We start from the raw sequence: 22594 nt of genomic DNA on the forward strand, positions 1-22594 counted from the left end.
GTAGAACCACGTGGATTAACGTGAAGCACGTCAGCTCGCGCGACAACGCGCTGTTCAAGCATCTGAAGGCCCTGACCGGCTCGACCCATCAGCGGCGCAAGGCCGGCCAGTCGGTGCTCGACGGCGTGCACCTGGCGGACGCCTATCTGGCCGCGCTCGGCCAGCCGGTCAGCTGCGTGGTGTCCGAGCGCCATGTCGATCATCCCGAGGTCGCCGCGTTGCTGGCCCGCATCGACGAGCAGCGCGTCGTGGTGCTGGCCGACGCGCTGTTCGCGCAGATCACCGGCGTGGTCAATGGCATCGACCTGATGCTGGTGATCGATACCCCAACGGGGCACCTGCCGGCTCACATCGACACCGACTGCATCGTGCTGGATGGCGTGCAGGACGCCGGCAACGTCGGCTCGATCCTGCGCAGCGCCGCGGCGGCCGGCATCCAGCACGCGTTTCTCGGTACCGGCTGCGCGTTCGCGTGGTCGACCAAGACGCTGCGCGCGGCGATGGGCGCCAACTTCCACCTGAATATCGTCGAGCACTGCACGGTCGAGATGCTGGCGCCGCGGCTGGCGGTGCCGCTGCTGGCGACCTCGTCGCACGCGGATGCGGCGCTGTTCGATACGGACCTGCGCGGGCCGGTCGGCTGGGTGGTCGGCAACGAAGGGGCGGGGGTCAGCGCCGAATGGATGGCGCGGGTCGAGCGCACGGTCGGCATTCCGCAGCCCGGCGGGCTCGAATCGCTGAACGTCGCCGCGGCTACCGCGGTGTGCCTGTTCGAGGCGGTGCGGCAGCGGCGGGGGTAGGGAACGCTCGAAGCGGGCGAGGGGGACGATAGCGCGCGCGGGCAATCGGCGCGGGCGCGGACAAACCGGGTAATCGCCGGCTCAATAATTGTCCCGATCCACCTTGATCTCCTGCAGGATCGTGGTGGCGATTTCCTCGATCGACTTGTGCGTCGACGACAGCCATTTGATCCCCTCGCGGCGCATCATGATCTCGGCTTCGTTGACCTCATAGCGGCAATTTTCCAGCGAGGCATATTTGCTGCCGGGCCGGCGCTCATTGCGGATCTCGGACAGCCGCTGCGGATCGATCGACAGGCCGAAGATCTTCGGCTTGAAATCGTACAGCGCCGAAGGCAGCTTGCCGCGTTCGAAATCGTCGGGAATCAGCGGGTAATTGGCCGCCTTCAGGCCATATTGCATGGCCAGATACAGGCTGGTCGGGGTCTTGCCGCTGCGCGACACGCCCACCAGGATCACGTCGGCCTCGGCCAGATTCTTGTGCGACTGGCCGTCGTCGTGCGCCAGCGAGAAATTGATGGCCTCGATCCGGTTCTTGTACGCCTCGGTATCGGCATTCTGGTGAAAGCGCCCGATCGCATGGGTCGACTTCAGCCCCAATTCCTTTTCGAGCGGCTCGATAAAGGTCTGGAACATGTCCAGAATCATGCCCTTGGCGCGGCGCAGCGCCTTGTTCGACTCGGCATTGACCAGCGTGGTGAAGACGATCGGCGGGACACCTTCGGCCTGGAAGGCCTCGTTGATCTTGCCGACCGCCATATGCGCCTTTTCCGGCGTATCGATAAAGGGCATTCGCACCTTGCGAAAGCGCATCTCGAACTGGGCCAGGATCGAATGGCTGAAGGTTTCGGCGGTGATCCCGGTGCCGTCCGAGACGATAAATACGGTGCGGACGGCGGGCTTGTCGGCGCGCGGCGAGGCGGGGGAATCCATGTCTGAACAATTATTTGGGGCCTGCCGCACGCGAAAGTGCGGTGCGGCACGGTAGAATAGCGGCGATCTTTTCGCTAAGCAATTGCACGGCGCGCCACGCGCGGGACGATCCGAAGCGGGATTGTCGACAAAATGGCTCGACAGCGTTCCCTCGATTCCATCGATCCGATCCGCCGCGATGGGCGCAATGGCCACGATGGCCACGATGGCCGACCGATGTCTTGATCGATATCTCGATCGATATCTCGATCGATGTCTCGATCGATATTCCGATCGGAATCCGGACTCGGTCTTCCCCCGTGCCCCGGATTGTTTAGCAAAGCGATCCGCCCGGTAGCAGAACTCCAACCACATTCCGGCGTGAGCGACAGGTTTCCTACTTTGTTTTGAGGCTTTTATGACCAACCTGGCAAATGACGGCGCCTACGTGCTGCCGTTCGAGCAGTTGCGCATGGCGGATGTGGAAGTGGTGGGGGGCAAGAATTCGTCGCTTGGCGAAATGATCTCCCAACTGGCGGGCGCCGGCGTGCGCGTGCCCGGCGGCTTCGCCACCACCGCGCTGGCCTTCCGCGACTTCCTGGCCCACAACAACCTGACCCAACGCATCTCCGATCGCCTGAAGGCGCTCGACGTCGACGACGTCAAGGCGCTGGCCGAGGCCGGTGCCGAGATCCGCAACTGGGTCGCCACCGCGCCGTTCCAGCCGCGCCTGGAACAGGAAATCCGCGAGCACTACGCGCGCGTCGCCGAGCGCGAGGGTGCCGAGGCTTCGTTCGCGGTGCGCTCGTCGGCGACTGCCGAAGACCTGCCCGACGCCTCGTTCGCCGGCCAGCAGGAGTCCTACCTGAACGTCAGCGGCATCGACGACGTGCTCGACAAGATCAAGCACGTGTTCGCCTCGCTGTACAACGACCGCGCGATCTCGTACCGCGTGCACAAGGGCTTCGCCCACGACGTGGTGGCGCTGTCGGCCGGCGTGCAGCGCATGGTCCGTTCGGACCTGGCCGCTTCGGGCGTGATGTTCACCATCGATACCGAATCGGGCTTCCCCGACGTGGTCTTCATCACCTCCAGCTATGGCCTGGGCGAAACGGTGGTGCAGGGCGCGGTCAATCCGGACGAGTTCTACGTGTTCAAGCCGACCCTGCAGGCCGGCAAGTACCCGATCATCCGCCGCTCCATCGGCTCGAAGCTGATCAAGATGGAATTCACCGCGCCGGGCGAAGCCGGCCGCGTCAAGACCGTCGACGTGCCGAGCGAACTGCGCAACCGCTACTCGATCACCGACGAGGACGTCAGCGAGCTGGCGCGCTACGCGATGACCATCGAGAAGCATTACGGCCGCCCGATGGACATCGAGTGGGGCAAGGACGGCAAGGACGGCAAGATCTACATCCTGCAGGCGCGTCCCGAGACCGTGAAGAGCCAGTCGGCCGGCAAGGCCGAGCAGCGCTTCAAGCTCAAGGGCACCTCGGCGGTGCTGGCCACCGGCCGCGCCATCGGCCAGAAGATCGGCACGGGTCCGGTCCGCGTGATCAACGACCCCAGCGAGATGGAGCGCGTGCAGCCCGGCGACGTGCTGGTTGCCGACATGACCGACCCGAACTGGGAGCCGGTGATGAAGCGCGCCTCGGCCATCGTGACGAACCGCGGCGGCCGCACCTGCCACGCCGCGATCATCGCGCGCGAGCTCGGTGTGCCGGCCGTGGTCGGCTGCGGCGACGCCACCGATGTGCTGAAGGACGGCACGCTGGTCACCGTCTCCTGCGCCGAGGGCGACGAGGGCCGCATCTACGACGGCCTGCTCGAGACCGAGGTCACCGAGGTGCAGCGCGGCGAGATGCCGGAACTGGACGTCAAGATCATGATGAACGTCGGCAATCCGCAGCTGGCGTTCGACTTCGCGCAGATCCCGAACAGCGGCGTCGGCCTGGCCCGCCTCGAATTCATCATCAACAACAACATCGGCGTCCACCCGAAGGCCATCCTCGACTATCCGCAGGTCGATTCCGACCTGAAGAAGGCGGTCGAGAGCGTGGCCCGCGGCCATGCGAGCCCGCGCGCCTTCTACATCGACAAGCTGGCCGAAGGCATCGCCACCATCGGCGCCGCCTTCTATCCGAAGCCGGTGATCGTGCGCCTGTCGGACTTCAAGTCCAACGAGTACAAGAAGCTGATCGGCGGTTCGCGCTACGAGCCGGACGAGGAAAACCCGATGCTGGGCTTCCGCGGCGCCTCGCGCTATATCGCCGAGGACTTCGCCGAGGCGTTCGAGATGGAATGCAAGGCCATGAAGCGCGTGCGCGACGAAATGGGCCTGACCAACGTCGAGATCATGGTGCCGTTCGTGCGCACGCTCGGCCAGGCCGAGAAGGTCGTCGACCTGCTGGCCAAGCACGGCCTGAAGCGCGGCGAGAACGGCCTGCGCGTGATCATGATGTGCGAGGTGCCGTCCAACGCGATCCTGGCCGAGGAGTTCCTGCAGTACTTCGACGGCTTCTCGATCGGCTCGAACGACCTGACGCAGCTGACGCTGGGCCTGGACCGCGATTCGGGCATGGAGCTGCTGGCCAAGGACTTCGACGAACGCGACCCCGCAGTGCGCTTCATGCTGTCGCGCGCGATCTCGACCGCGCTGCGGCTGGACAAGTATGTCGGCATCTGCGGCCAGGGGCCCTCGGACCATCCGGACTTCGCCGCCTGGCTGGCCAAGGAAGGCATCAAGTCGATCTCGCTGAATCCCGATTCGGTGATCGACACGTGGAAGCAGCTGGCGTCGTAATTTCGATCGACAACGCCAGTCAACACCACCGTCAGCCGCACCCTACCTCGGTCGGGTGCGGCCATGCCCCCGCAGGCGCCACGGCGCCGCGGGGGTTTTTCGCTTTGGCAGGGCGCGCCCGCGGTCCACGCACGGGGCCGCGCCCGGCATCAGAACAAGAACAGCAACAACGATATCGAGGGGTGAATCGCCATGGCGGACTACCACATCTGGTTCGGCCTTGCGGTCCTGCTGGTCATTGCGGAACTGGCCAGCCTGACGCTGTATCTGCTGATGGTCGCGCTGGCGGCCGTCGCCGCGGGCATCGCGGCGCTGTCCGGGCTCGGCATCGCGGCGCAGTTCGGCGTCGCGGCGGTGATTGCGCTGATCGGCTTCGCGGCGTTGCGGCGCTCGCGCTATGGCCGCGCGCGGCGCGGGGCGGCCGCCACCGATCCGAACGTCAATCTCGATATCGGGCAGGAGCTCGATGTGCCTGCGTGGGGCGCCGATCGGCGGGCCCGCGTGCCGTATCGCGGCGCGCAGTGGCAGGTCGAGCTGGGCGCGCCAGGCGAGGCCCTGCCGGGCCGCTATCGCATCGTCGAGGTCCGCGGTAATACGCTGGTCGTGGTGCCGCGCTAGGCTGCCGCGGGGCAGCACAGCACAGCACAGCACAGCGCAGCGCCGCGCAGTGCAGTGCCGCGCTGTGCGAGGCGATGCCGCGCGGGGCGCGACGCGTTGCCGCCCCCGGGCTGCCACTCCTGGCTTTCCCTTCGTTTTACCTTCGTTTTCCCTTCAAGCAACCGATGGAGTCCCCATGCTAGATGTCGCCGGCAGCGTGCTGCCTCTCCTGGTCCTGATCGCCGTGATCGTGCTGCTCGCGCAGAGCTTCAAGATCGTGCCTCAGCAGCACGCCTGGGTGCTCGAGCGCCTGGGCAAATATCGCGCGACGCTGACGCCCGGGCTCAACGTGGTGCTGCCGTTCATCGACCGCGTCGCCTACAAGCACATCCTGAAGGAAATTCCGCTCGACGTGCCCAGCCAGGTCTGCATCACCAAGGACAACACGCAGCTGCAGGTCGACGGCGTGCTGTACTTCCAGGTCACCGATCCGATGAAGGCGTCCTACGGCTCGAGCAACTTCGTCGTCGCGATCACGCAGCTGGCGCAGACCACGCTGCGCTCGGTGATCGGCAAGATGGAACTCGACAAGACCTTCGAGGAGCGCGAGTTCATCAACCACAGCATCGTCAATGCGCTGGACGAGGCGGCCTCGAACTGGGGCGTCAAGGTGCTGCGATACGAGATCAAGGACCTGACGCCGCCGAAGGAGATCCTGCATGCGATGCAGGCGCAGATCACGGCCGAGCGCGAAAAGCGGGCGCTGATCGCGGCCTCGGAGGGCCGCCGCCAGGAGCAGATCAACCTGGCCTCGGGGGCGCGCGAGGCGGCGATCCAGCAGTCGGAGGGCGAACGCCAGGCGGCGATCAACCAGGCGCAGGGCGAGGCCGCGGCGATCCTGGCGGTGGCCGAGGCCAATGCGCAGGCGATCGAGAAGATCGGCCGCGCGATTCGCGCGGAGGGCGGCGTCGAGGCGGTGAACCTGAAGGTCGCCGAGGAATATGTCGGCGCCTTCGCCAATCTGGCCAAGACCGGCAATACGCTGATCGTGCCGGGCAACCTGGGCGAAATGAGCTCGATGGTCGCGTCGGCGCTGCAGATCGTCAAAAGCCAGAAGAACGCGGGCTAGGCAATCCCGGCTCGAGCCGGGCTGAAGCCCCGGCGAGCCGGGCAGGGCGGCGGGGAGGACTGGGCGGCGGGACTTATTCCTTGCCGCCGCTCTTGATGATCCGCGCCTTCTCGCGCTGCCAGTCGCGGTCCTTCTCGGTCTCGCGCTTGTCGAACAGCTTCTTGCCCTTGGCCAGGCCGATCTCGCATTTGACGCGGCCGCGCGTGTAATGCAGGTTCAGCGGCACCAGCGTATAGCCGCGCTGCTCCACCTTGCCGATCAGCTTGCGGATCTCGTCGGCCTTGAGCAGCAGTTTGCGCGTGCGCACCGGATCGGGCTTGACGTGCGTCGAGGCGCTCTGCAGCGGGCTGATATGCGCGCCGATCAGGAACAGCTCGGCGTCGCGCACCACCACATAGCCTTCCTTGATCTGCACGCGCCCGGCGCGGATCGCCTTGACCTCCCAGCCTTCGAGCACGATGCCGGCTTCGTATCGCTCCTCGATGAAATAGTCGAAGAAGGCCTTCTTGTTGTCTGCGATGGTCATGCGTGGTGGTGGATGGTAGGGTGCGGCGGCGCCATTCTGCGGGCCCCGCCGGTTCGGCGGACGCCGGTGGCGGCCGCTGGTACGATGACTGGCGCCGCGGCCGATGGCGGTGTCCCGGCCGGAGTGTGCGCCAGGGCAGGCGCGCGTCGGCTAAAATCCGGATTCTAGCAAACAGACCGGCCCCGGTTGTCGCCCGTGGACAGCCCTCGGCCCAGAATCGTCAACTCATGGCAGACGTCCATAAAACCGTGCTGCTCGGTTATTCGGCCGAGCGAATGTACGACCTGGTCACGCGCGTCGAGGACTATCCCAAGTTCCTGCCCTGGTGCGGCGGCGTGGAAGTGTTCGAGCAGACCGAGACGTTGCTCGACGCCAAGCTGCATATCCATTTCAACGGCATCAAGCAGTATTTCCATACCCGCAATACGCAGCATCGGCCGACCCGCATCGACATGAATTTCGCCGATGGTCCGTTCAAGACCTTCAACGGCTACTGGAATTTCATTCCGCTGCGCGAGGATGCCTGCAAGATCGAATTCCATCTGCATTACGAGTTCTCCAGCATCATCCTCGAGAAAATCATCGGGCCGGTGTTCAGCATGATCGCGAATACCTTTGTCGACGCCTTCGTCAAGCGCGCGGAAGTGGTCTATGGCAATTCCTGAGGCGGGCGGGGCGACCGTGCGCGTGGCGGTCTGCCATGCGAAGCCGGACGCGGTGTTCATGAAGGAGATCGAACTGCCCGCCGGCAGCACGATCGCTGCTGCGATCGAGGCCAGCGGCGTGCTGGCGGCCCATCCGGAGCTCGATCCGGCGACGCTGCGCGTCGGCATCTTCGGCAAGCTCAAGACGCTGGAGACGGCGGTGCGCGAGGGCGATCGCATCGAGCTCTACCGGCCGCTGGTGGCCGATCCCAAGACGGCCCGCCGGCGCCGCGTGCAGAAGGCGCGGGAGGCCGGCACGCGCGAAGGCCAGAAGTGGATGCGCGGCGGCGGCGACAGCGAGGCGGTGGGGCGCTGAACCGTCGGCAGGCGAGGGCGAAAAGCCGCCCCAAGCCAGCCCAATCCGGTCTGTTCCAATCCGGTCGGTCCCAGTCCGGTCGGTCCCAGTCCGGTCGGTCCTGACCCGGCCCTAAGCGGTCCGTTTGCCGTCCTGGCCCGATTCGGCGGTTTCGCCGGCTTCGGCGATGGCAGGCTCACCGGCCGCCGTCGCCGCGGGCTTGTCCCCCCGCATGCAGCCGCACCGACCACGCCACGCCAATCATCAGCAGCACGATCGCCGCCAGCTCCAGCGGCCGCGGCCAGCGCTGCTCGTACAGGAAGCCGTAGGCCAGCGCGAACAACGTCTCGAACACGATCATCTGGCCCGACAGCGTCAGCGGCAGCCGCCGGCTGGCGATATTCCACAGGTTGTTGCCGATCAGCGAGGCGCCCAGCGCCACCGCCGCATTGACCCACCAGAACCATTGCCAGTCGCGCCCGCTGCCCGGGGCGGTCAGCACGTCGCGGAACAGCAGCCAGCCCACCAGCGCCAGCAGCGCCGACACGATGCCGGTCGACAGCCCGTACAGCGCCGACCATTCGTTGCCGCTGTATTGCGGATTGCGCTGCAGGTAGCGGGCATTGTCGACGGCGTAGAGCGTCCAGCAGACCAGCGCGCCGGCCGCGCAGACGACGCCAGCCAGCTTCTGCCAGACCGGCCGTGCGGCCTCGGCGGCCGCCGCGCCGTGGGCGCCGTGGCCGCCGCCGGCGAACAGGTCCAGGTTGATGCAGGCGATGCCGACCGCGACCACCAGCAGCGGCAGCAGCAGCCGCGACAGCGGCACCGCGCCGTGGTCGCGCCGGCCCATCACGGTGACGGAGATCGGCAGGATGCCGATGATCAGCGAGGTCGGACCGACCCCGGCCAGTTGCACGCCGAAGGCCAGCAGCACGTAGTAGAGCAGGTTGCCGGTGAAGGCCTGGCGCAGCAGGGCGATGCAGTCGGCGCGGGTCAGCTTGCGGGCAATCCGGCGCATCAGCGGCGCCGCCGCGACAGCGGCCACCAGCCCGTAGGCCAGGTAGCGGCCGATCGCCAGTTCCCACGGCGAAAATACCGGCAGCAGCTTGGGCGCGATAAAGACCATGCCCCAGAACGCGCCGGCCAGCAGGCCGCACAGTACGCCGATTCCCATCCGTTTTGCCGCGCTGGACGCGCCTCCGCTCAGAAAAGCCTCAAAGCATAGCATTGGCCCGGCAGTTTCCGCGCACGCGGACGTCATGCAAAGGGCGGTTCCTGTATAATTCGATTTTGCGCCTAGAGGAATCGCTATGCGTCTTGTCCAGAAAGCACTCACGTTCGATGATGTGCTGCTCGTGCCGGCCTATTCGGCCGTCCTCCCCCGGGATGTCTCCCTCCGCACCCGCCTGACCCGCTCGATCGAATTGAACATTCCGCTGGTATCCGCCGCCATGGATACCGTGACGGAAGCGCGCCTTGCGATCGCCATGGCGCAGGCGGGCGGCATCGGCATCGTTCACAAGAACCTGAAGCCGGCCGACCAGGCGCGGGAAGTGGCGCGGGTCAAGCGCTTCGAATCGGGCGTGCTGCGTGATCCGATCACCATTTCGCCGGACATGAAAATCCGCGACGTGATCGCGCTGTCGCAGCAGCACGGCATTTCGGGCTTCCCGGTGCTGGAAGGCAAGACCGTGGTCGGCATCATCACCAATCGCGACCTGCGCTTCGAGGAAGAACTCGACGCCCCGGTGCGCGCCAAGATGACTCCCCGCGAGAAGCTGGTCACGGTGGCCGAGGGCGCCAGCCTGGACGAGGCCAAGCGCCTGATGAACCGCCACCGCCTGGAGCGCGTGCTGGTCGTCGACGACGCCTTCCAGCTGCGCGGCCTGATCACCGTCAAGGACATCCAGAAGGCGGTCGAGCACCCGCTGGCGAGCAAGGACGACCATGGCCAGCTGCGCGTCGGCGCGGCGGTCGGCGTCGGCCCGGACAACGACGAGCGTGTCGAACTGCTGGTCAAGGCCGGCGTCGACGTGATCGTGGTCGATACCGCCCACGGCCATAGCCAAGGCGTGCTGAACCGCGTCCGCTGGGTCAAGGACAACTTCCCGCACGTGCAGGTGATCGGCGGCAATATCGCCACCGGCGAGGCTGCCCGCGCGCTGGTCGAGCATGGCGCCGACGGCGTCAAGGTCGGCATCGGCCCGGGTTCGATCTGCACCACGCGTATCGTCGCCGGCGTCGGCGTGCCGCAGATCACCGCGGTGTCGAACGTGGCCGAGGCGCTGGCCGGTACCGGCGTGCCGCTGGTGGCCGATGGCGGCGTCCGCTACTCGGGCGATATCGCCAAGGCGCTGGCAGCCGGTGCGCACACCGTGATGATGGGTGGCATGTTCTCGGGTACCGAGGAAGCGCCGGGCGAAGTGTTCCTGTACCAGGGCCGCTCGTTCAAGAGCTACCGCGGCATGGGCTCGGTCGGCGCGATGAAGGACGGCGCGGCGGATCGCTACTTCCAGGAAGACAACACCGCCAACGTCGACAAGCTGGTTCCCGAAGGGATCGAAGGCCGCGTGCCCTACAAGGGCTCGGTGATGGCCATCATTCACCAGCTGACCGGCGGCGTGCGCGCCTCGATGGGTTATTGCGGCAGCAGCTCGATCGCCGAATGGCACGAGAACGCGCAGTTCGTGCAGATCACCGCCGCCGGCATGCGCGAGTCGCATGTCCACGACGTGCAGATCACCAAGGAAGCACCGAACTACCATATCGACTGACGTCAGCGACTGACCGGCGAACGCCGCGCCATTCGCGATGCCAGTGATGCGCGGCTGCACGGCCTGAAGGCGGTGCAGCCGCGCGTCATATCCGGGCCGCGGATTGCACGCATATAGCACGCGCATTGCATGCGTATCGCACGATCCGGCCGGCGATGCTGACCGGCCGGCTGGTTTTTTTGCCGGTTTGATTGTTGGTCCGGTTGTTTTACCGGTCCGTTTTGTCTGTCGGTTCGTTTGTCAGCCGGAATCAGCCGAAATCAGTCGACGTCAGTCGGCCTGTCAATCCGCCAAGGAGAATCGATGAAGGTCCTGCTCCGCGCCGTGTTGTTCTTCGATGCCCTGTTCGACCTCGCGCTCGGCGCCGTGCTGCTGCTCGCGCCGTTCGCCACCTTCTATGCCGCGCTGCAACTGCCGCAGCCGCAGCCGGCGCTGTACGGACAGCTGCTCGGCATGGCGCTGCTCGGCTTCGCCTGGCTGCTGGCCCAGGCGGCGTTCCGCGGCCAGCTGACGGTGCCGGTCGCACGCATGGCCGGGCCGGTCAATCTGGCCAGCGCGGTGCTGATCGCGGCCTGGCTGATCTTCTTCGATCTGCCGGTGCAGGGCGCCGGCCGGATCTGGCTCGGACTGCTGGCCGCGATGCTGGCCTTCTTCGCGCTGGTGCAGATTCCGCTGGCCAAGCGCATCCGCAATCGCGAGCGCGAGGAACTGCTGCGCCGCGAGGCCGAACTGGCGGCGGCCAACCGACCCGCGGCCGCTGCGCCGACCATTCACCCAACCCCATCCTCCGAAGTCCGGCGCGAGCCGGTCATCACGCCGCCGCCCGGCTACGGTCCGGGCACCGAAGTGGTGACCGATGTCGAACCGGTCGACACGTCAATCGCTCCCCATCATGCACGACAAAATCCTCATCCTTGATTTCGGCTCGCAAGTTACGCAGCTGATCGCGCGACGCGTCCGCGAGGCGCACGTCTATTGCGAGATCCATCCGAACGACGTGTCGGACGAATTCGTGCGCGAGTTCGCGCCGAAGGGCATCATCCTGTCGGGCAGCCACGCCAGCACCTATGAGGACCATCAGCTGCGCGCGCCGCAGGCGGTGTGGGACCTGGGCGTGCCGGTGCTCGGCATCTGCTATGGCATGCAGACCATGGCCGTGCAGCTGGGCGGCAAGGTCGAGTGGAGCGATACGCGCGAGTTCGGCTACGCCGAGGTCCGCGCGCACGGCCATACCGAGCTGCTGAAGGACGTGCAGGACTTCGTCACGCCGGAAGGCCACGGCATGCTGAAGGTCTGGATGAGCCACGGCGACAAGGTTACCGAACTGCCGCCGGGCTTCAAGCTGATGGCGTCGACGCCGAGCTGCCCGATCGCCGGCATGGCCGACGAAGCGCGCGGCTACTACGCCGTGCAGTTCCACCCCGAGGTCACGCACACGGTCAAGGGCCGCGAAATGCTGGAGCGTTTCGTGCTGAAGATCGCCGGTGCCAGCCCCGACTGGGTCATGCGCGACCATATCGCCGAGGCCGTGGCCAAGATCCGCGAGCAGGTGGGCGACGAGGAGGTGATCCTCGGCCTCTCCGGCGGCGTCGATTCGTCGGTCGCCGCGGCGCTGATCCATCGCGCGATCGGCGACCAGCTGACCTGCGTGTTCGTCGACCACGGCCTGCTGCGCCAGGACGAGGGCAAGCTGGTGATGGAAATGTTCGCCGGCCGGCTGCACGCCAAGGTCGTGCACATCGACGCCTCGGAACAGTTCCTCGGCCACCTCGCCGGTGTCACCGATCCCGAGCAGAAGCGCAAGATCATCGGCCGCGAATTCGTCGAGGTGTTCCAGGCCGAGGCGAAGAAGCTGACCCGTGCCAAGTGGTTGGCCCAGGGCACCATCTATCCGGACGTGGTGGAGTCAGGCGGCACCAAGACCAAGAAGCAGACCACGATCAAGAGCCACCACAACGTCGGCGGCCTGCCCGAGACGCTGGGCCTGAAGCTGCTCGAGCCGCTGCGCGACCTGTTCAAGGACGAAGTGCGCGAACTCGGCGTCGAACTCGGCCTGCCGCCCGAAATGGTTTACCGCCACCCGTTCCCGGGCCCCGGCCTGGGCGTGCGGATTCTCGGCGAGGTCAAGCGCGAATACGCCGACCTGCTGCGCCGCGCCGACGCGATCTTCATCGAAGAACTGCGCGGCACCATTGCCACGGCACAGGACGCCGCCGCGGGCCTGTGCACCGAAGACCAGGTCGGCAAGAGCTGGTACGACCTGACCAGCCAGGCCTTCGCCGTCTTCCTGCCGGTCAAGTCGGTCGGCGTGATGGGCGACGGGCGGACCTACGACTACGTCGTCGCGCTGCGCGCGGTGCAGACCACCGACTTCATGACGGCGCATTGGGCGCATCTGCCGTATGCGCTGCTGGGCCGCTGCTCCAATCGGATCATCAATGAAGTGCGGGGGTTGAACCGGGTCGTGTACGACGTTTCGGGGAAGCCGCCGGCGACGATCGAGTGGGAGTGATCTGGTGTCCGGCACCGGCCGGTACCCGGTAGCACCAAAATAAAGCTGAGCCCGCGTAACCGCGGGCTTTTTTTGTTTTTGCTCAACGCCACCAATTGCCCGCAACGCAGTGCCCGCAACGCAGTGCCCGCAACGCAGTGCCCGCAACGCAGCAGCTTTCACTCCGGCTCAATCCCGGCCCCCTTGACGACACGGCCCCATTTCTGGATTTCGGCATTCTGGAACGCCCGCAGCTCGGCGGCCGTCGTGGTCCAGGGCTGTGTCGCGGAATTGCGGAAGAAGGCGCGCGCTCCCGCGCTGCCGACTGCCGTAATCAGTAGCTGTCGCAGCTTCGCGGCGACGGGGGTGGGCGTGCCTGCCGGCACGTAGGCGGCGAACCAGTACCCCATGTCGTAGCCCTTGATGCCGGCCTCATCCAGGGTCGGTATGTCCGGAAGCTCAGGCAGCCTCTCCCGGGTGGACGCGCCCAGTGCGCGGAGCTTGCCCGATCTGATCTGCGACAGACCGGTGACCGTGTCGATCACCATCATGTCGATATGACCGCCGAGCAGATCGTTCAGGGCGTTTGGATTGCTGTTGTATCCGACCCAGACGATGTCCGTACCGGTCAGCTGCTTGAGCATTTCGCCCGCCATTCGGCTGGAGGAATTGCCGCTGCCGAAGCTCAGTTTTCCTCTCGCCTTCCTGGCTGCCTGCGGCAGATCGTCGACGGTGCGGAAAGGCGCGTCGGCGCGCACGACGAGCACCTGACCGCCACGCCCCAATCCCGTCAAGGGCAGGAAATCCGTGATCGGGTCGTAGGGCAGTTTCTTGAAAAGGTGGGGATTGGCGGCTTGCGTCGTGTTCGTCGTAATCAGCACGGTGTAGCCGTCCGCGGCGGCGCGGGCAACATGCTGGGCAGCAATCATGCCGCTGGCGCCGGGCCGATTCTCGACGACGACCGCCTTCCCGGTCTGCTGTGCCGTCGACGCCGACAGGGCGCGCGCGAGCAGATCGGTCGCGCTGCCGGCGCCGAACGGCACGACAAAGGTGATCGGCTTTTCCGGAAAGTCGGCCGCCCGTGCCGATATGGCGCAGGCCAGGCCAATGACCGCCGATGCCATCGCCGCTGCCAGACGGGCGATGCGTGTTGTGGTTGGGATCATGGTGTTTGTCTCCTGTTATATGGGGACGCGGCGTGAGAGCGGCTTCAGCGTTCCATGCACCTGTCCCGAGCGAGCGCCGTAGCTGCGCCTTCAGCGGGATTGCGGGTAGAGGTGGCGTCGTGCGCGGCGCCCCAGGAAATCCCGCACGGCGGCCTTGTGCTCGTCACCGCAAAGCAGGATCGCCTGCATCGCGGCCGCAGTCTCCAGCGCCACGGGCAACGTCGTCTCGGCCGCATCCAATACCAGGCGCTTGGCCATGCGTAGGGCCTGGGGCGGGCTGGATGCGATCCGGCGCGCCATGGTGGTACTGACTTCGTCCAGCGCCTCGGGCGAAACGACACGGGACACCATGCCAAGCTGCAAGGCCGTAGGCGCATCGACAAATTCGCTGGTCAGCGTCAGTTCCAGCGCCTTTGCCGTTCCGACCAGCCGGGTCAGGAACCACGCGCCGCCGATGCCGGACACGAGTCCCAGCCGCAGAAAGCTCTCGGCGAAGGTGGCCCGCTCGCTCGCGACGCGCAGATCGCACATCAGCGCCAGGTCGCAACCCGCCCCGATCGCTGCCCCGTTGACCGCGGCGATCGACGGCACCTGCAGTGCCTGCAGGGCATGGGTGATTCGGTGCAACGTGGCTTTCAGCCGCTCCCGGACCTGCGTCGCGGAACCCTGCATCAGATCCGATCCGCTCTCCATGTCCTTGACGTTGCCGCCGGTGCAGAAATACTCGCCGGTGGAGCGCAGCAGTACGCAATGGACGTATGGCAGGCGATTGGCGGCCTCAAGGGCTTCGGCAAGCGCCTCGGCCATGGCCACCGACATGGCGTTGCCCGTGTCCGGGTCATTGAGGCTCAATGTGAGGACGCGTTTCGGCGATGTCTTGCCGGACCAGCGTGTCGGGCAGGGCAGTGGAGGGGCGCATTGCGCGGGCTTCATTCGATTTCATCGACGTATCCTGGGTCATGTGGATGGGGTGGGGTGAACGACGAGGACGCCGCGCTCGAGCATGGCGTCGATTTCAGGCCGCGTATAACCGCATTCCTCGAGGACATCGGGGCCATGCTGGCCCAGGGTAGGCGCGGGCATATCGCGATCCTCTGCACTGGCCGCGTTGGCAGGCCCCGGCGCGAAGCCGGGCATGCGCGCCTTTCCGGCGAGCGGATGGTCAACCCAGCTGTCGACGCCGCTAGCCGTGTACTGCGGCGATCGGAGAACGTCCTCGTAGTCGGCAACGGGCGCACACAAGATGTCGTGCACGGTCAGTTCCTGGATCCACGCTTCGGTGGAGCGCTGCTGGAACAACGGCGTCAGTGCCTGGCGCAGCGCGTCGCGGTGTGCGACGCGGTCAGCATTGCTGGCGAAGCGCGGATCGTTCTCGAGGTCCGGCGCTCCGAGGACTGCGCATAGTGCTTGCCAACGCTTCGGGTGGTAGGCAGCGACCATGAGCCAGCCATCACGCGTTTGATACGCTTCATTGGGCGCCGCGTACGGGGCTGCGCTGCCCGTCCTGGCAGGCAGCGCGTTCGTCGCGAAGTACGATGCGTACCCGATCTGCTGCAGCATCAGCGTCGCGTTGTACAGGCTGATGTCGAGGTACTCGCCTTGGCCGCCTTGCCGGGCAGCGTTGACCGCGGCAAGGACGGCGATCGTCGCCAGATAGCCCGCCACCATATCCGCGACCGGGATCGCGACCTTCATGGGCTCGCTGTGCGCGGTGCCAAGCGTGCTCATCAGCCCGCTGGCGGCCTGGATGATTCCGTCCACACCGGCGCGATCGCGCATCGGCCCGGTTTGGCCATAGGCGGAGATCGAGCAGTACACCAGTTTGCGATTGCTGCCAGCGAGCGTGTCATAGTCCAGGCCCAATGCCTGCATGACGCCCGGCCTGGAAGTTCTCGACCACTACGTCGGCGCCCTGGATCAGGCGACGAGCAACTTCGCGGCCATCCGCGCATTTCAGGTCCAAGGCGATGCCGCGCTTGTTGCGGTTGACGCTCAGGTACACCGCGCTTTCACCCGCTATCCAGGGTGGGCCGATCTGCCGCCCCAATTCGCCACCGGGCGGTTCGACCTTGATGACATCGGCGCCCATGTCGGCAAGCATCATGGTGCAAATGGGCCCCGCGAGTACATGCGAAAAATCGACGACCCGCAGTCCTCGCAAGCTGCGCTTCAACATATCCTGCCTCCCGGATGACACGGCCTCGCTGGTGGCCGCGATCAGTTGTGATGCGGGGAGAATAGGCAGGGGGACCCGGGCCGGCAATCGACTTTATGGGCCGTACGCTTTGACTTTTTGTAAAGGGGATCGCCTGGGCGGATCAGGTTGCGACGAGAGTGGCCAGCCAATCGCGAAATGCGCGCAATGCGCTGGACTGCGGTTTGCCCGTCGGCCACGCGAAGTAATATGTGTAATCGCCGCGATCGAGCGTCTGACCGAGTGGCGCCACCAGCGTCCGGTCCGCCAGCTCTTTCTCGATCAATGCTTTCTGTGCGATGGCCACGCCATGCCCTTCGATCGCCGCTTGATAGGCAAGCAACGATGTCTCGTATTTCATGCCGTGGGTAGGGCTGACGTTGCGCAAGCCTGCCGCGCGCAGCCATAGCATCCAGTCGTCGGGGCGCGCCATCGAATGGAGCAAGGTTTGCGTGGCCAACTGCTTCTTGTGCGTCAGGCGCACGGCAGGCGAGGCGACGGGAACAAGCTCGTTGCGAACAAGCTGCAGCGTTCGCATTCCCGGCCAACGCCCGTCGCCCAGTTGTATGCCTGCGTCGATGTCCTCGCGCTCGAAGTCCAACGGCGCGAACGAGGTCATGAGCTGAACGTCGATGTCCTTGTGCAGCTGGTGAAAGCTCGCGAGCCGGGGGATCAGCCAGCGCACCGCGAACGTGGCGGGCGATCTGATCCGCAAGGTGTTCCGGCCAGGGCTGCTGTTGGTCACCGCCAGGGTGGCTTCCCGCAATGTCTCGAACAGCGGTATCAGGTCGGAAAGGTAACGCGCGCCGGCCGGCGTCAATTCCAGCCCGCCGTGTACGCGGACGAACAGAGGCGTTCCGAGGTAGCTTTCCAGCGCGCGTACCTGCCTGCTGACCGCGGCGGGCGTGACACACAACTCATCGGCAGCCTTGGAAATGCTGAGCAGCCGCCCGGTGGCTTCGAATGCTCGGGCCGGATTCAGTGGGGGGAAGCAGGGCGCGACGGACCATGGCAGTCACAGGAAGCGTACGCTGAGTGGTCGTCACTATAACGCCCTATGCCCCGTGGAGTCAGGACGCCAAGCCGCTCATCAATACGTATTTGACCTCGACATACTCCTCGATCCCATAGAAGCTGCCTTCGCGCCCGTACCCCGAATGCTTGACCCCGCCGAATGGCACCGAGGCGGTGCCCACAGAGCCGGAATTCAGGATCACCATGCCCGCCTCGATATCGCGGGACAAGCGAAAGGCTCGGCCGAGGTCGCGCGTGTAGGCATAAGCTACGAGTCCGTATGCGGTGTTGTTGGCTCTGCTCACGACTTCGGCTTCATCACGGAAGCGGTAGAAGGGGAAGACCGGTCCGAAGATCTCGGTATGGGCGATCGGCATATCGTCATCGAGATCGGTGAGGACGGTGGGTTCATGGAACAGTCCGCCTTTCTCGTGCGGTTTGCCGCCGAGCAGAACTTTGCCACCGCGCCGCTTCGTGTCTTCGACGAGCTGAACGACCTTGTCGAAGCCCGCTTGATTGATCAGTGGCCCGACGACGAATTCCGGCTGCAATCCCTGGTCCACGCGGAATTGGGAGACTTTTTCCACCACGGCGGCGACGACGCGATCGTAGACGCCATCCTGCACGTAGATGCGGTTGGGCGAAATGCAGACCTGGCCGGAATTTCGCAGCTTGGCGGCGATCAGGCCGCTGACAGCGTCGTCCAAATTGGCGTCGTCGAAGACGATGAAAGGCGCATTGCCGCCCAATTCCAGTGTCATCTTTTTCAACGCGCGCCCGCTGGCCTCGGCCAGCAATTTGCCGACGGCGGTGGAGCCGGTGAACGAGATCTTGCGGATCCGGTCATCGCCGGTAAAGAGCGCACCGATCTCTTGCGGGTTGCCGGTGACCATTTCGAATACGCCCTCCGGAATGCCCGCCTTGCGCGCGTACTCGAGCAGCTTGTAGGCGGTCAGCGGCGTTTCTTCGGAAGGCTTGATGATCATGGTGCAACCGGCCGCCAGTGCCGTGGCGACTTTGCGCGTGATCATCATGAACGGGAAATTCCACGGCGTGATGGCCGCGGTCGGCCCAACCGGCTCTTTGATGACCATCACGGCGGCATCATTGGCGTGGGACGGGATGGTGTCGCCATAGACCCGTTTGGCTTCCTCGGCATACCACTCGATAAAGCCGAGCCCGTAGTCGATTTCGCCCAGTGCTTCGGCAAGGCACTTGCCGTTTTCCTTGACCATCAGTTCGGCAAAGACCTGCTTGTCGTCCCTGACCAGTTCGAACCAGCGGCGAAGCAGCTCGCTGCGTTCCTTGGCGAGTTTGCGCGACCATGCCGGGAATGCGCTGCAGGTTCTGTCTATTGCTGCCTTTACCCCCGCGCCGTTCATGTGGGGCGCGGCCCCCGACGCGCGATCCGTCTGCAGGGTTGAGTACGTCGATCATGAGAGTTCCACCGCTCCAGTTGATAGCAATGCGCGCCGCGTCACCACGACGCGGCCTGGCGCTGCGGATTGAATAATGGAATCAAGCTGCGCATGACTCCATGGCAGCGGGTCTCTGATGTTTGCCTGATCCTATGAGCGGCAAGAATTTCGGCAAGGGTGCTGCTAAGCTACGCCGCAGTGCAGACAAGAGGTTCAGGCCATGGCTCGATCTGGCAAAAGCGAGGCGCCAAGCCAATCGATGTTGGTACAGCGCATGGTGTCCATGCTGGCAGCGCTCGCGCCGCGCGAAGGATATAACTTGTCGGCGTTGCCCGATGTGCGATTCCTGCGTTCCAACCGCCCATTGAAGGCGGTGCCGGTGCTCTACGATCCCGGAATCGTGATCGTTTGCCAGGGCAGGAAACGCGGGTATTTCGGCGATCGGATTTACCTGTACGACGATCGGCATTACCTCGCGGTTTCGGTGCCCGTGCCATTCACCATGGAAACGGACGCCAGCGAATCGGAGCCGCTGCTGGCGATCTACATGCACCTCGATTTCAAGCTCGCCGCGGATCTGATGTTGCAGATCGACCAGCATGGCGGCATGGAGCCGACCGAGCCGCGGGGCATGATGTCTACCCCGATGGACAGCCGGCTATGCGAATCGCTGGTTCGATTTCTTGAGGCGATGAGCCGGCCTCTGGAAGCCCAGATTCTTGGCCCGGCGCTGGTGCGGGAAATCTACTTCCATGTGTTGACCGGAGAGCAAGGGGCATCGATGCGCGCCGCGCTGTCCATGCATGGGCAGTTCGGCAAGATTGCCCGAGCCTTGCGCCGCATCCATGCGTCTTTTCATGTCGACGTCAGTGTCGAGCAGCTGGCGCGCGAAGCCGGGATGAGCGTGCCTACGTTCCACGCCCACTTCAAAGCCGTCACCAAGACCTCGCCGGTGCAGTACCTGAAGTCGATCCGATTGCATCAGGCTCGCCTGCATATGGTCCGCAGTGGCATGACCGCGGCGGCCGCCAGTGCCGAAGTCGGCTATGACAGTCCCTCGCAGTTCAGCAGGGAATTCAAGCGCCTGTTCGGGCGAAGCCCCGTCGAAGAGGTCAAGCGGATGAAGGCGGAATTTGCCGTGCCGCCCGCGCATGCTGGCTCGCCGTTTGTGTCATCGCACTGACGCCACGCATCGCCGCGGTTCGGGCGCGGCCAGGGCCGCGCCGGCATGACGGACAAGGCGGAGCAACCAACCGGTCGACGATTGCGCTGGCCCTGATGAACGATGCCTGGCGTGCAGCGGTCGCGGCCCACGCGACTTCGGAGGGCCGCGTAGCCGGATCAGGCAAGTGGCGCGCGCCGGCGTTGCGAACGCATCCACCAAGCCTGCAACGCGGAGCCGACCACAAAGACGATCAGCCACGCGGCCAGTGTGCCGCGCACCACAGGCGATTGCGGGCCGTCCGCAAGAGGATGAGCGGCGGGCAGTCGCGTCAGCGTCTCGTTGATGCCGGGGACCATCAGCAGGAAGAAGCTGAACGTGAATCCGAACTGGGACAGGTAGGGTTGGGCACGCGGCAAGACGGAAGCCTGCTGCAGCAACAGCGCGACGGAAATGGCCAGCAGCGCCAGGATGCCGAGCGCATGGCCGACGTTGAAGCCGCCGGTGCTGGACAGCGCGAACGATGTCAGCACCGACAGCACCAGCCCGCCGAGGTAGATCCTGCCCGCTTGCGTGGCGCTGTCGATCCTGAAATAGCGCGCGAAGCTATAGAGGCCCGCGATGACGGGGACGATGCTGATGACGGTGTGCCCGGACCCCAGGGCGGAAATCGGATGCGGCATAGGACGATCACTCCTTCAAACCACGCGTTGAAACAACGGACTTCACCTGCATGACAACCAACTAGTTGGTCGGTAGCGCGATGAAAAAATAGCCGGCTCGCGGCCGGTAAAAGGCGGTCAGTTCGACCCGGTCAGCCGTCTGATCGCCGTTTGCGAGATCGAGGCGAATACCTCGGGATTTTCGAAAGCCCGTGCCGTCAACATGGCACCATGTACCGTGGACATGAACGTCTGTGCCTCGACCAGGGCGGTATCGCGCAGATGGAATTGTCCTCTCGCCGCACCGGCTTCAAGGACCGTTGCCAGCCATGCGGTCAGGTCGCCAAAATAGGCTCGCACCTCATGCGCGATCTCTTGCGGGATCATGGGCAATTCGGCGGCAAGCATCGCGCAAATGCATATCGGCAAAGTGCCATCGCCTATGCACCGGGACCAGTAATCGATATAGGCCGTCAGCCGCGCCAGCGGGTCATCGATCTGTTGATCGAGCGCGGCCATCCCTTGCACTGCCTGCGCGCGGTGCAGCCTGACCACAGTCAGAACCAGGTCTGCCTTGCTCGGAAAATGATGATGGATGCTCGGCTTGCCGATATGCACGCGCTCGGACAGATCCGCATAACTGAATCCGTGATAACCGCCGGCGGCGAGCAATTGCTTCGTATGCTCGGCGATTTCGCTCGCGCGGGGGGAAAGTCCCATATTCATCGGCAATAGGGCTGGATGGTGGAATACGCATGCGAGACATCGCTGACCCAGCTGCCGGGATGCTGCGCTCTGCATTCAACGTTTGGACCAATCTACTAGTTGGTCGGTTGTGTTGTCAAGGCTTTTCGCGCACGCGGCATGGGATGACGCTCGCGACAACGGGAAGCCTATTCAGCGGCGTTGGCCGCCTCGCCGAGCCGGGGAGTGCCGGTTCCGCTCCCGATCCGCCACCTCGCGAGCCAACGCCAGGAATGCCTTCATGCCGGCGGAGTGATTGCGCCGGCCAGGGTAATAGAGGCAGAGCCCCGGCAAATGCGGCGTCCAATCTGCCAGCACGCGAACCAGCCGTCCTGCCTCGATATCGGCCAGCACGTCCTGCTCCATGAAGTAGCCCAGGCCGATACTCTCGATCACCGCGGTCCGCGCCAGGCTCGCCTCGTCGAGCGTGATCTGGCCGCGCACGTCCATCTGCACGGTCTCGCCAGCCTTCTCGAATCGCCACCGATACAGCGTTCCGTCAGGCAGGCGTACCCGCACGCATGGGTGCTTCAGCAGATCGGGAGGGACGCGAGGCTTCCGATGATTCTCGAAGTACTCGGGCGAACCCACGACGGCGTAGCGTTGGGGCCGGCCCAGCGACACGGCGATCATGTCGCTCGGGACGAGGTCGGCGACGCGCACGCCGAGATCGAAGCCATCGGCGACGATATCCACCAATCGTCCTTCGGTGACCAGGTCGACGTTCATCTCCGGGTAGCGGCGGAGGAATTCCAGCACCAGCGGGGAAATGATCTCCCGCGCGGCAAAGGCGGCGGCATTGATCCGTAGCGTCCCGGCAGGCGTTTCGCGTTGCGAGCCCACGGCCGCCAACGCGCCGTGAATATCCTGCAGCGCAGGGCCAACGTTGTCGACGAATTGCCGACCGGCATCCGTCAGCGAGACGCTGCGGGTGGTGCGATTGAACAGGCGAACGCCGAGATTCGCCTCGAGCTTGCCAATGGCATGGCTCAGCGCCGTCGTCGACATCCCGAGATCGATCGCGGCTGCGCGGAACGTTCCACGGCGCGCGATCGCGATGACGGCTTCCAGGTCCTGAAGAGAGGTCCGTTCCATTGTCCCGAGTTTTTCATCATGGCATCCGGTTTTATCTTCTTTATCTGCACAATGGTCAAGCCCTAAACTTCATCCCGAACTTTGCCAGCAAGCAGGAACAGGAGCGAA

At 65.0% G+C, this 22594-nt stretch carries 20 protein-coding genes and 2 pseudogenes; 10 read left to right on the forward strand and 12 right to left on the reverse strand.

Annotated features, from left to right (window positions below; translation table 11 throughout):
• The first annotated feature begins 20 nt into the window (after positions 1-20).
• The gene (locus OJJOAM_RS00465; protein WP_422648531.1) at positions 21-800 is read left to right on the forward strand and encodes a TrmH family RNA methyltransferase; all 780 of its coding nucleotides are present in this window, start codon (positions 21-23) and stop codon (positions 798-800) included.
• Between the two features lie 81 nt (positions 801-881).
• Here OJJOAM_RS00465 and ppsR read toward each other — a convergent pair whose 3' ends face one another.
• On the reverse strand, positions 882-1733 hold the full coding sequence (gene ppsR, locus OJJOAM_RS00470; RefSeq protein ID WP_422649631.1) for a posphoenolpyruvate synthetase regulatory kinase/phosphorylase PpsR: 852 nt from the start codon (positions 1731-1733) through the stop codon (positions 882-884).
• A gap of 397 nt (positions 1734-2130) precedes the next feature.
• Here ppsR and ppsA point away from each other — a divergent pair, with 397 nt between their 5' ends.
• The 3 genes from ppsA (at position 2131) to OJJOAM_RS00485 (ending at position 6241) form a co-directional block, all read left to right on the forward strand.
• On the forward strand, positions 2131-4515 hold the full coding sequence (gene ppsA, locus OJJOAM_RS00475; protein WP_422648532.1) for a phosphoenolpyruvate synthase: 2385 nt from the start codon (positions 2131-2133) through the stop codon (positions 4513-4515).
• A 192-nt stretch (positions 4516-4707) separates the two neighbouring features.
• A complete protein-coding gene (locus OJJOAM_RS00480; protein ID WP_198751705.1) occupies positions 4708-5133 on the forward strand; it encodes an NfeD family protein in 426 nt (141 codons plus the stop codon).
• Positions 5134-5308: 175 nt separating this feature from the next.
• Entirely contained in the window at positions 5309-6241 is a 933-nt protein-coding gene (locus OJJOAM_RS00485) for an SPFH domain-containing protein (RefSeq protein ID WP_422648533.1), read from the forward strand.
• Between the two features lie 73 nt (positions 6242-6314).
• Here the strand turns inward: OJJOAM_RS00485 and smpB are convergent, their stop codons facing one another.
• On the reverse strand, positions 6315-6767 hold the full coding sequence (gene smpB / locus OJJOAM_RS00490) for an SsrA-binding protein SmpB (RefSeq protein ID WP_006579356.1): 453 nt from the start codon (positions 6765-6767) through the stop codon (positions 6315-6317).
• 227 nt (positions 6768-6994) lie between these two features.
• Here smpB and OJJOAM_RS00495 point away from each other — a divergent pair, with 227 nt between their 5' ends.
• Both OJJOAM_RS00495 and OJJOAM_RS00500 read left to right on the forward strand, forming a co-directional pair.
• Entirely contained in the window at positions 6995-7432 is a 438-nt protein-coding gene (locus tag OJJOAM_RS00495) for a type II toxin-antitoxin system RatA family toxin (RefSeq protein WP_006579355.1), read from the forward strand.
• Positions 7419-7787 (forward strand): RnfH family protein, encoded by a 369-nt coding sequence (locus OJJOAM_RS00500; protein ID WP_422648534.1) that lies wholly within the window; start codon positions 7419-7421, stop codon positions 7785-7787. Before OJJOAM_RS00495 ends, OJJOAM_RS00500 begins: the two co-directional genes overlap by 14 nt.
• A 175-nt stretch (positions 7788-7962) precedes the next feature.
• Here OJJOAM_RS00500 and OJJOAM_RS00505 read toward each other — a convergent pair whose 3' ends face one another.
• On the reverse strand, positions 7963-8940 hold the full coding sequence (locus OJJOAM_RS00505) for a DMT family transporter (RefSeq protein ID WP_422648535.1): 978 nt from the start codon (positions 8938-8940) through the stop codon (positions 7963-7965).
• A 136-nt stretch (positions 8941-9076) separates the two neighbouring features.
• On the opposite strand from OJJOAM_RS00505, the gene guaB reads away from it, so the two are divergent.
• The 3 genes from guaB to guaA all read left to right on the forward strand — a co-directional run bounded on the left by guaB (position 9077) and on the right by guaA (position 13052).
• On the forward strand, positions 9077-10540 hold the full coding sequence (gene guaB / locus OJJOAM_RS00510) for an IMP dehydrogenase (RefSeq protein WP_149319014.1): 1464 nt from the start codon (positions 9077-9079) through the stop codon (positions 10538-10540).
• Positions 10541-10843: 303 nt separating this feature from the next.
• Positions 10844-11458: a hypothetical protein gene (locus OJJOAM_RS00515; protein ID WP_422648536.1), complete on the forward strand. Its 615-nt coding sequence runs from the start codon at positions 10844-10846 to the stop codon at positions 11456-11458.
• A complete protein-coding gene (gene guaA, locus OJJOAM_RS00520) occupies positions 11433-13052 on the forward strand; it encodes a glutamine-hydrolyzing GMP synthase (protein WP_422648537.1) in 1620 nt (539 codons plus the stop codon). Before OJJOAM_RS00515 ends, guaA begins: the two co-directional genes overlap by 26 nt.
• Positions 13053-13210: 158 nt before the next feature.
• Here the strand turns inward: guaA and OJJOAM_RS00525 are convergent, their stop codons facing one another.
• The 6 genes and pseudogenes from OJJOAM_RS00525 to OJJOAM_RS00550 form a co-directional block, all read right to left on the reverse strand.
• Positions 13211-14197 carry a Bug family tripartite tricarboxylate transporter substrate binding protein gene (locus OJJOAM_RS00525; protein WP_422648538.1) on the reverse strand — a complete coding sequence of 329 codons (987 nt, stop codon included), beginning with the start codon at positions 14195-14197 and terminating at the stop codon, positions 13211-13213.
• Between the two features lie 90 nt (positions 14198-14287).
• Entirely contained in the window at positions 14288-15049 is a 762-nt protein-coding gene (locus OJJOAM_RS00530; RefSeq protein ID WP_422648539.1) for an enoyl-CoA hydratase-related protein, read from the reverse strand.
• Complete coding sequence (locus tag OJJOAM_RS00535; protein ID WP_422648540.1) at positions 15036-15158, reverse strand: hypothetical protein; 123 nt, start codon at positions 15156-15158, stop codon at positions 15036-15038. Before OJJOAM_RS00535 ends, OJJOAM_RS00530 begins: the two co-directional genes overlap by 14 nt.
• A pseudogene (locus tag OJJOAM_RS00540) lies at positions 15155-16373 on the reverse strand (CaiB/BaiF CoA transferase family protein). The gene OJJOAM_RS00535 and the pseudogene OJJOAM_RS00540 overlap by 4 nt, the downstream one beginning before the upstream one ends.
• Positions 16374-16515: 142 nt before the next feature.
• Positions 16516-17337, reverse strand: coding sequence for a LysR substrate-binding domain-containing protein (locus OJJOAM_RS00545; RefSeq protein WP_422649632.1), 822 nt, complete (start codon positions 17335-17337; stop codon positions 16516-16518).
• A 124-nt stretch (positions 17338-17461) separates the two neighbouring features.
• Positions 17462-18842, reverse strand: a pseudogene (locus OJJOAM_RS00550) (NAD-dependent succinate-semialdehyde dehydrogenase).
• Positions 18843-19097: 255 nt separating this feature from the next.
• Here OJJOAM_RS00550 and OJJOAM_RS00555 point away from each other — a divergent pair.
• Complete coding sequence (locus OJJOAM_RS00555) at positions 19098-20006, forward strand: AraC family transcriptional regulator N-terminal domain-containing protein (protein ID WP_422648541.1); 909 nt, start codon at positions 19098-19100, stop codon at positions 20004-20006.
• Positions 20007-20164: 158 nt separating this feature from the next.
• On the opposite strand, the gene OJJOAM_RS00560 is transcribed toward OJJOAM_RS00555, so the two are convergent.
• The 3 genes from OJJOAM_RS00560 to OJJOAM_RS00570 form a co-directional block, all read right to left on the reverse strand.
• Complete coding sequence (locus tag OJJOAM_RS00560) at positions 20165-20668, reverse strand: hypothetical protein (protein ID WP_422648542.1); 504 nt, start codon at positions 20666-20668, stop codon at positions 20165-20167.
• Positions 20669-20785: 117 nt separating this feature from the next.
• Positions 20786-21373: a TetR/AcrR family transcriptional regulator gene (locus tag OJJOAM_RS00565; protein WP_422648543.1), complete on the reverse strand. Its 588-nt coding sequence runs from the start codon at positions 21371-21373 to the stop codon at positions 20786-20788.
• 171 nt (positions 21374-21544) lie between these two features.
• The gene (locus tag OJJOAM_RS00570; RefSeq protein ID WP_422648544.1) at positions 21545-22486 is read right to left on the reverse strand and encodes a LysR family transcriptional regulator; all 942 of its coding nucleotides are present in this window, start codon (positions 22484-22486) and stop codon (positions 21545-21547) included.
• Positions 22487-22594 lie beyond the last annotated feature (108 nt).

Origin of the sequence: Cupriavidus sp. H18C1 (assembly GCF_049311595.1) — a bacterium.
Taxonomy (GTDB): domain Bacteria; phylum Pseudomonadota; class Gammaproteobacteria; order Burkholderiales; family Burkholderiaceae; genus Cupriavidus; species Cupriavidus cauae.

Coding starts and splice junctions, on each gene's coding strand:
- ppsR (WP_422649631.1), bottom strand. CDS start 1,733: ATGGATTCCCCCGCCTCGCCGCGCGCCGACAAGCCCGCCGTCCGCACC.
- ppsA (WP_422648532.1), top strand. CDS start 2,131: ATGACCAACCTGGCAAATGACGGCGCCTACGTGCTGCCGTTCGAGCAG.
- OJJOAM_RS00480 (WP_198751705.1), top strand. CDS start 4,708: ATGGCGGACTACCACATCTGGTTCGGCCTTGCGGTCCTGCTGGTCATT.
- OJJOAM_RS00485 (WP_422648533.1), top strand. CDS start 5,309: ATGCTAGATGTCGCCGGCAGCGTGCTGCCTCTCCTGGTCCTGATCGCC.
- smpB (WP_006579356.1), bottom strand. CDS start 6,767: ATGACCATCGCAGACAACAAGAAGGCCTTCTTCGACTATTTCATCGAG.
- OJJOAM_RS00495 (WP_006579355.1), top strand. CDS start 6,995: ATGGCAGACGTCCATAAAACCGTGCTGCTCGGTTATTCGGCCGAGCGA.
- OJJOAM_RS00500 (WP_422648534.1), top strand. CDS start 7,419: ATGGCAATTCCTGAGGCGGGCGGGGCGACCGTGCGCGTGGCGGTCTGC.
- OJJOAM_RS00505 (WP_422648535.1), bottom strand. CDS start 8,940: ATGGGAATCGGCGTACTGTGCGGCCTGCTGGCCGGCGCGTTCTGGGGC.
- guaB (WP_149319014.1), top strand. CDS start 9,077: ATGCGTCTTGTCCAGAAAGCACTCACGTTCGATGATGTGCTGCTCGTG.
- OJJOAM_RS00515 (WP_422648536.1), top strand. CDS start 10,844: ATGAAGGTCCTGCTCCGCGCCGTGTTGTTCTTCGATGCCCTGTTCGAC.
- guaA (WP_422648537.1), top strand. CDS start 11,433: ATGCACGACAAAATCCTCATCCTTGATTTCGGCTCGCAAGTTACGCAG.
- OJJOAM_RS00525 (WP_422648538.1), bottom strand. CDS start 14,197: ATGATCCCAACCACAACACGCATCGCCCGTCTGGCAGCGGCGATGGCA.
- OJJOAM_RS00535 (WP_422648540.1), bottom strand. CDS start 15,158: ATGACCCAGGATACGTCGATGAAATCGAATGAAGCCCGCGCAATGCGC.
- OJJOAM_RS00555 (WP_422648541.1), top strand. CDS start 19,098: ATGGTGTCCATGCTGGCAGCGCTCGCGCCGCGCGAAGGATATAACTTG.
- OJJOAM_RS00560 (WP_422648542.1), bottom strand. CDS start 20,668: ATGCCGCATCCGATTTCCGCCCTGGGGTCCGGGCACACCGTCATCAGC.
- OJJOAM_RS00565 (WP_422648543.1), bottom strand. CDS start 21,373: ATGAATATGGGACTTTCCCCCCGCGCGAGCGAAATCGCCGAGCATACG.
- OJJOAM_RS00570 (WP_422648544.1), bottom strand. CDS start 22,486: ATGGAACGGACCTCTCTTCAGGACCTGGAAGCCGTCATCGCGATCGCG.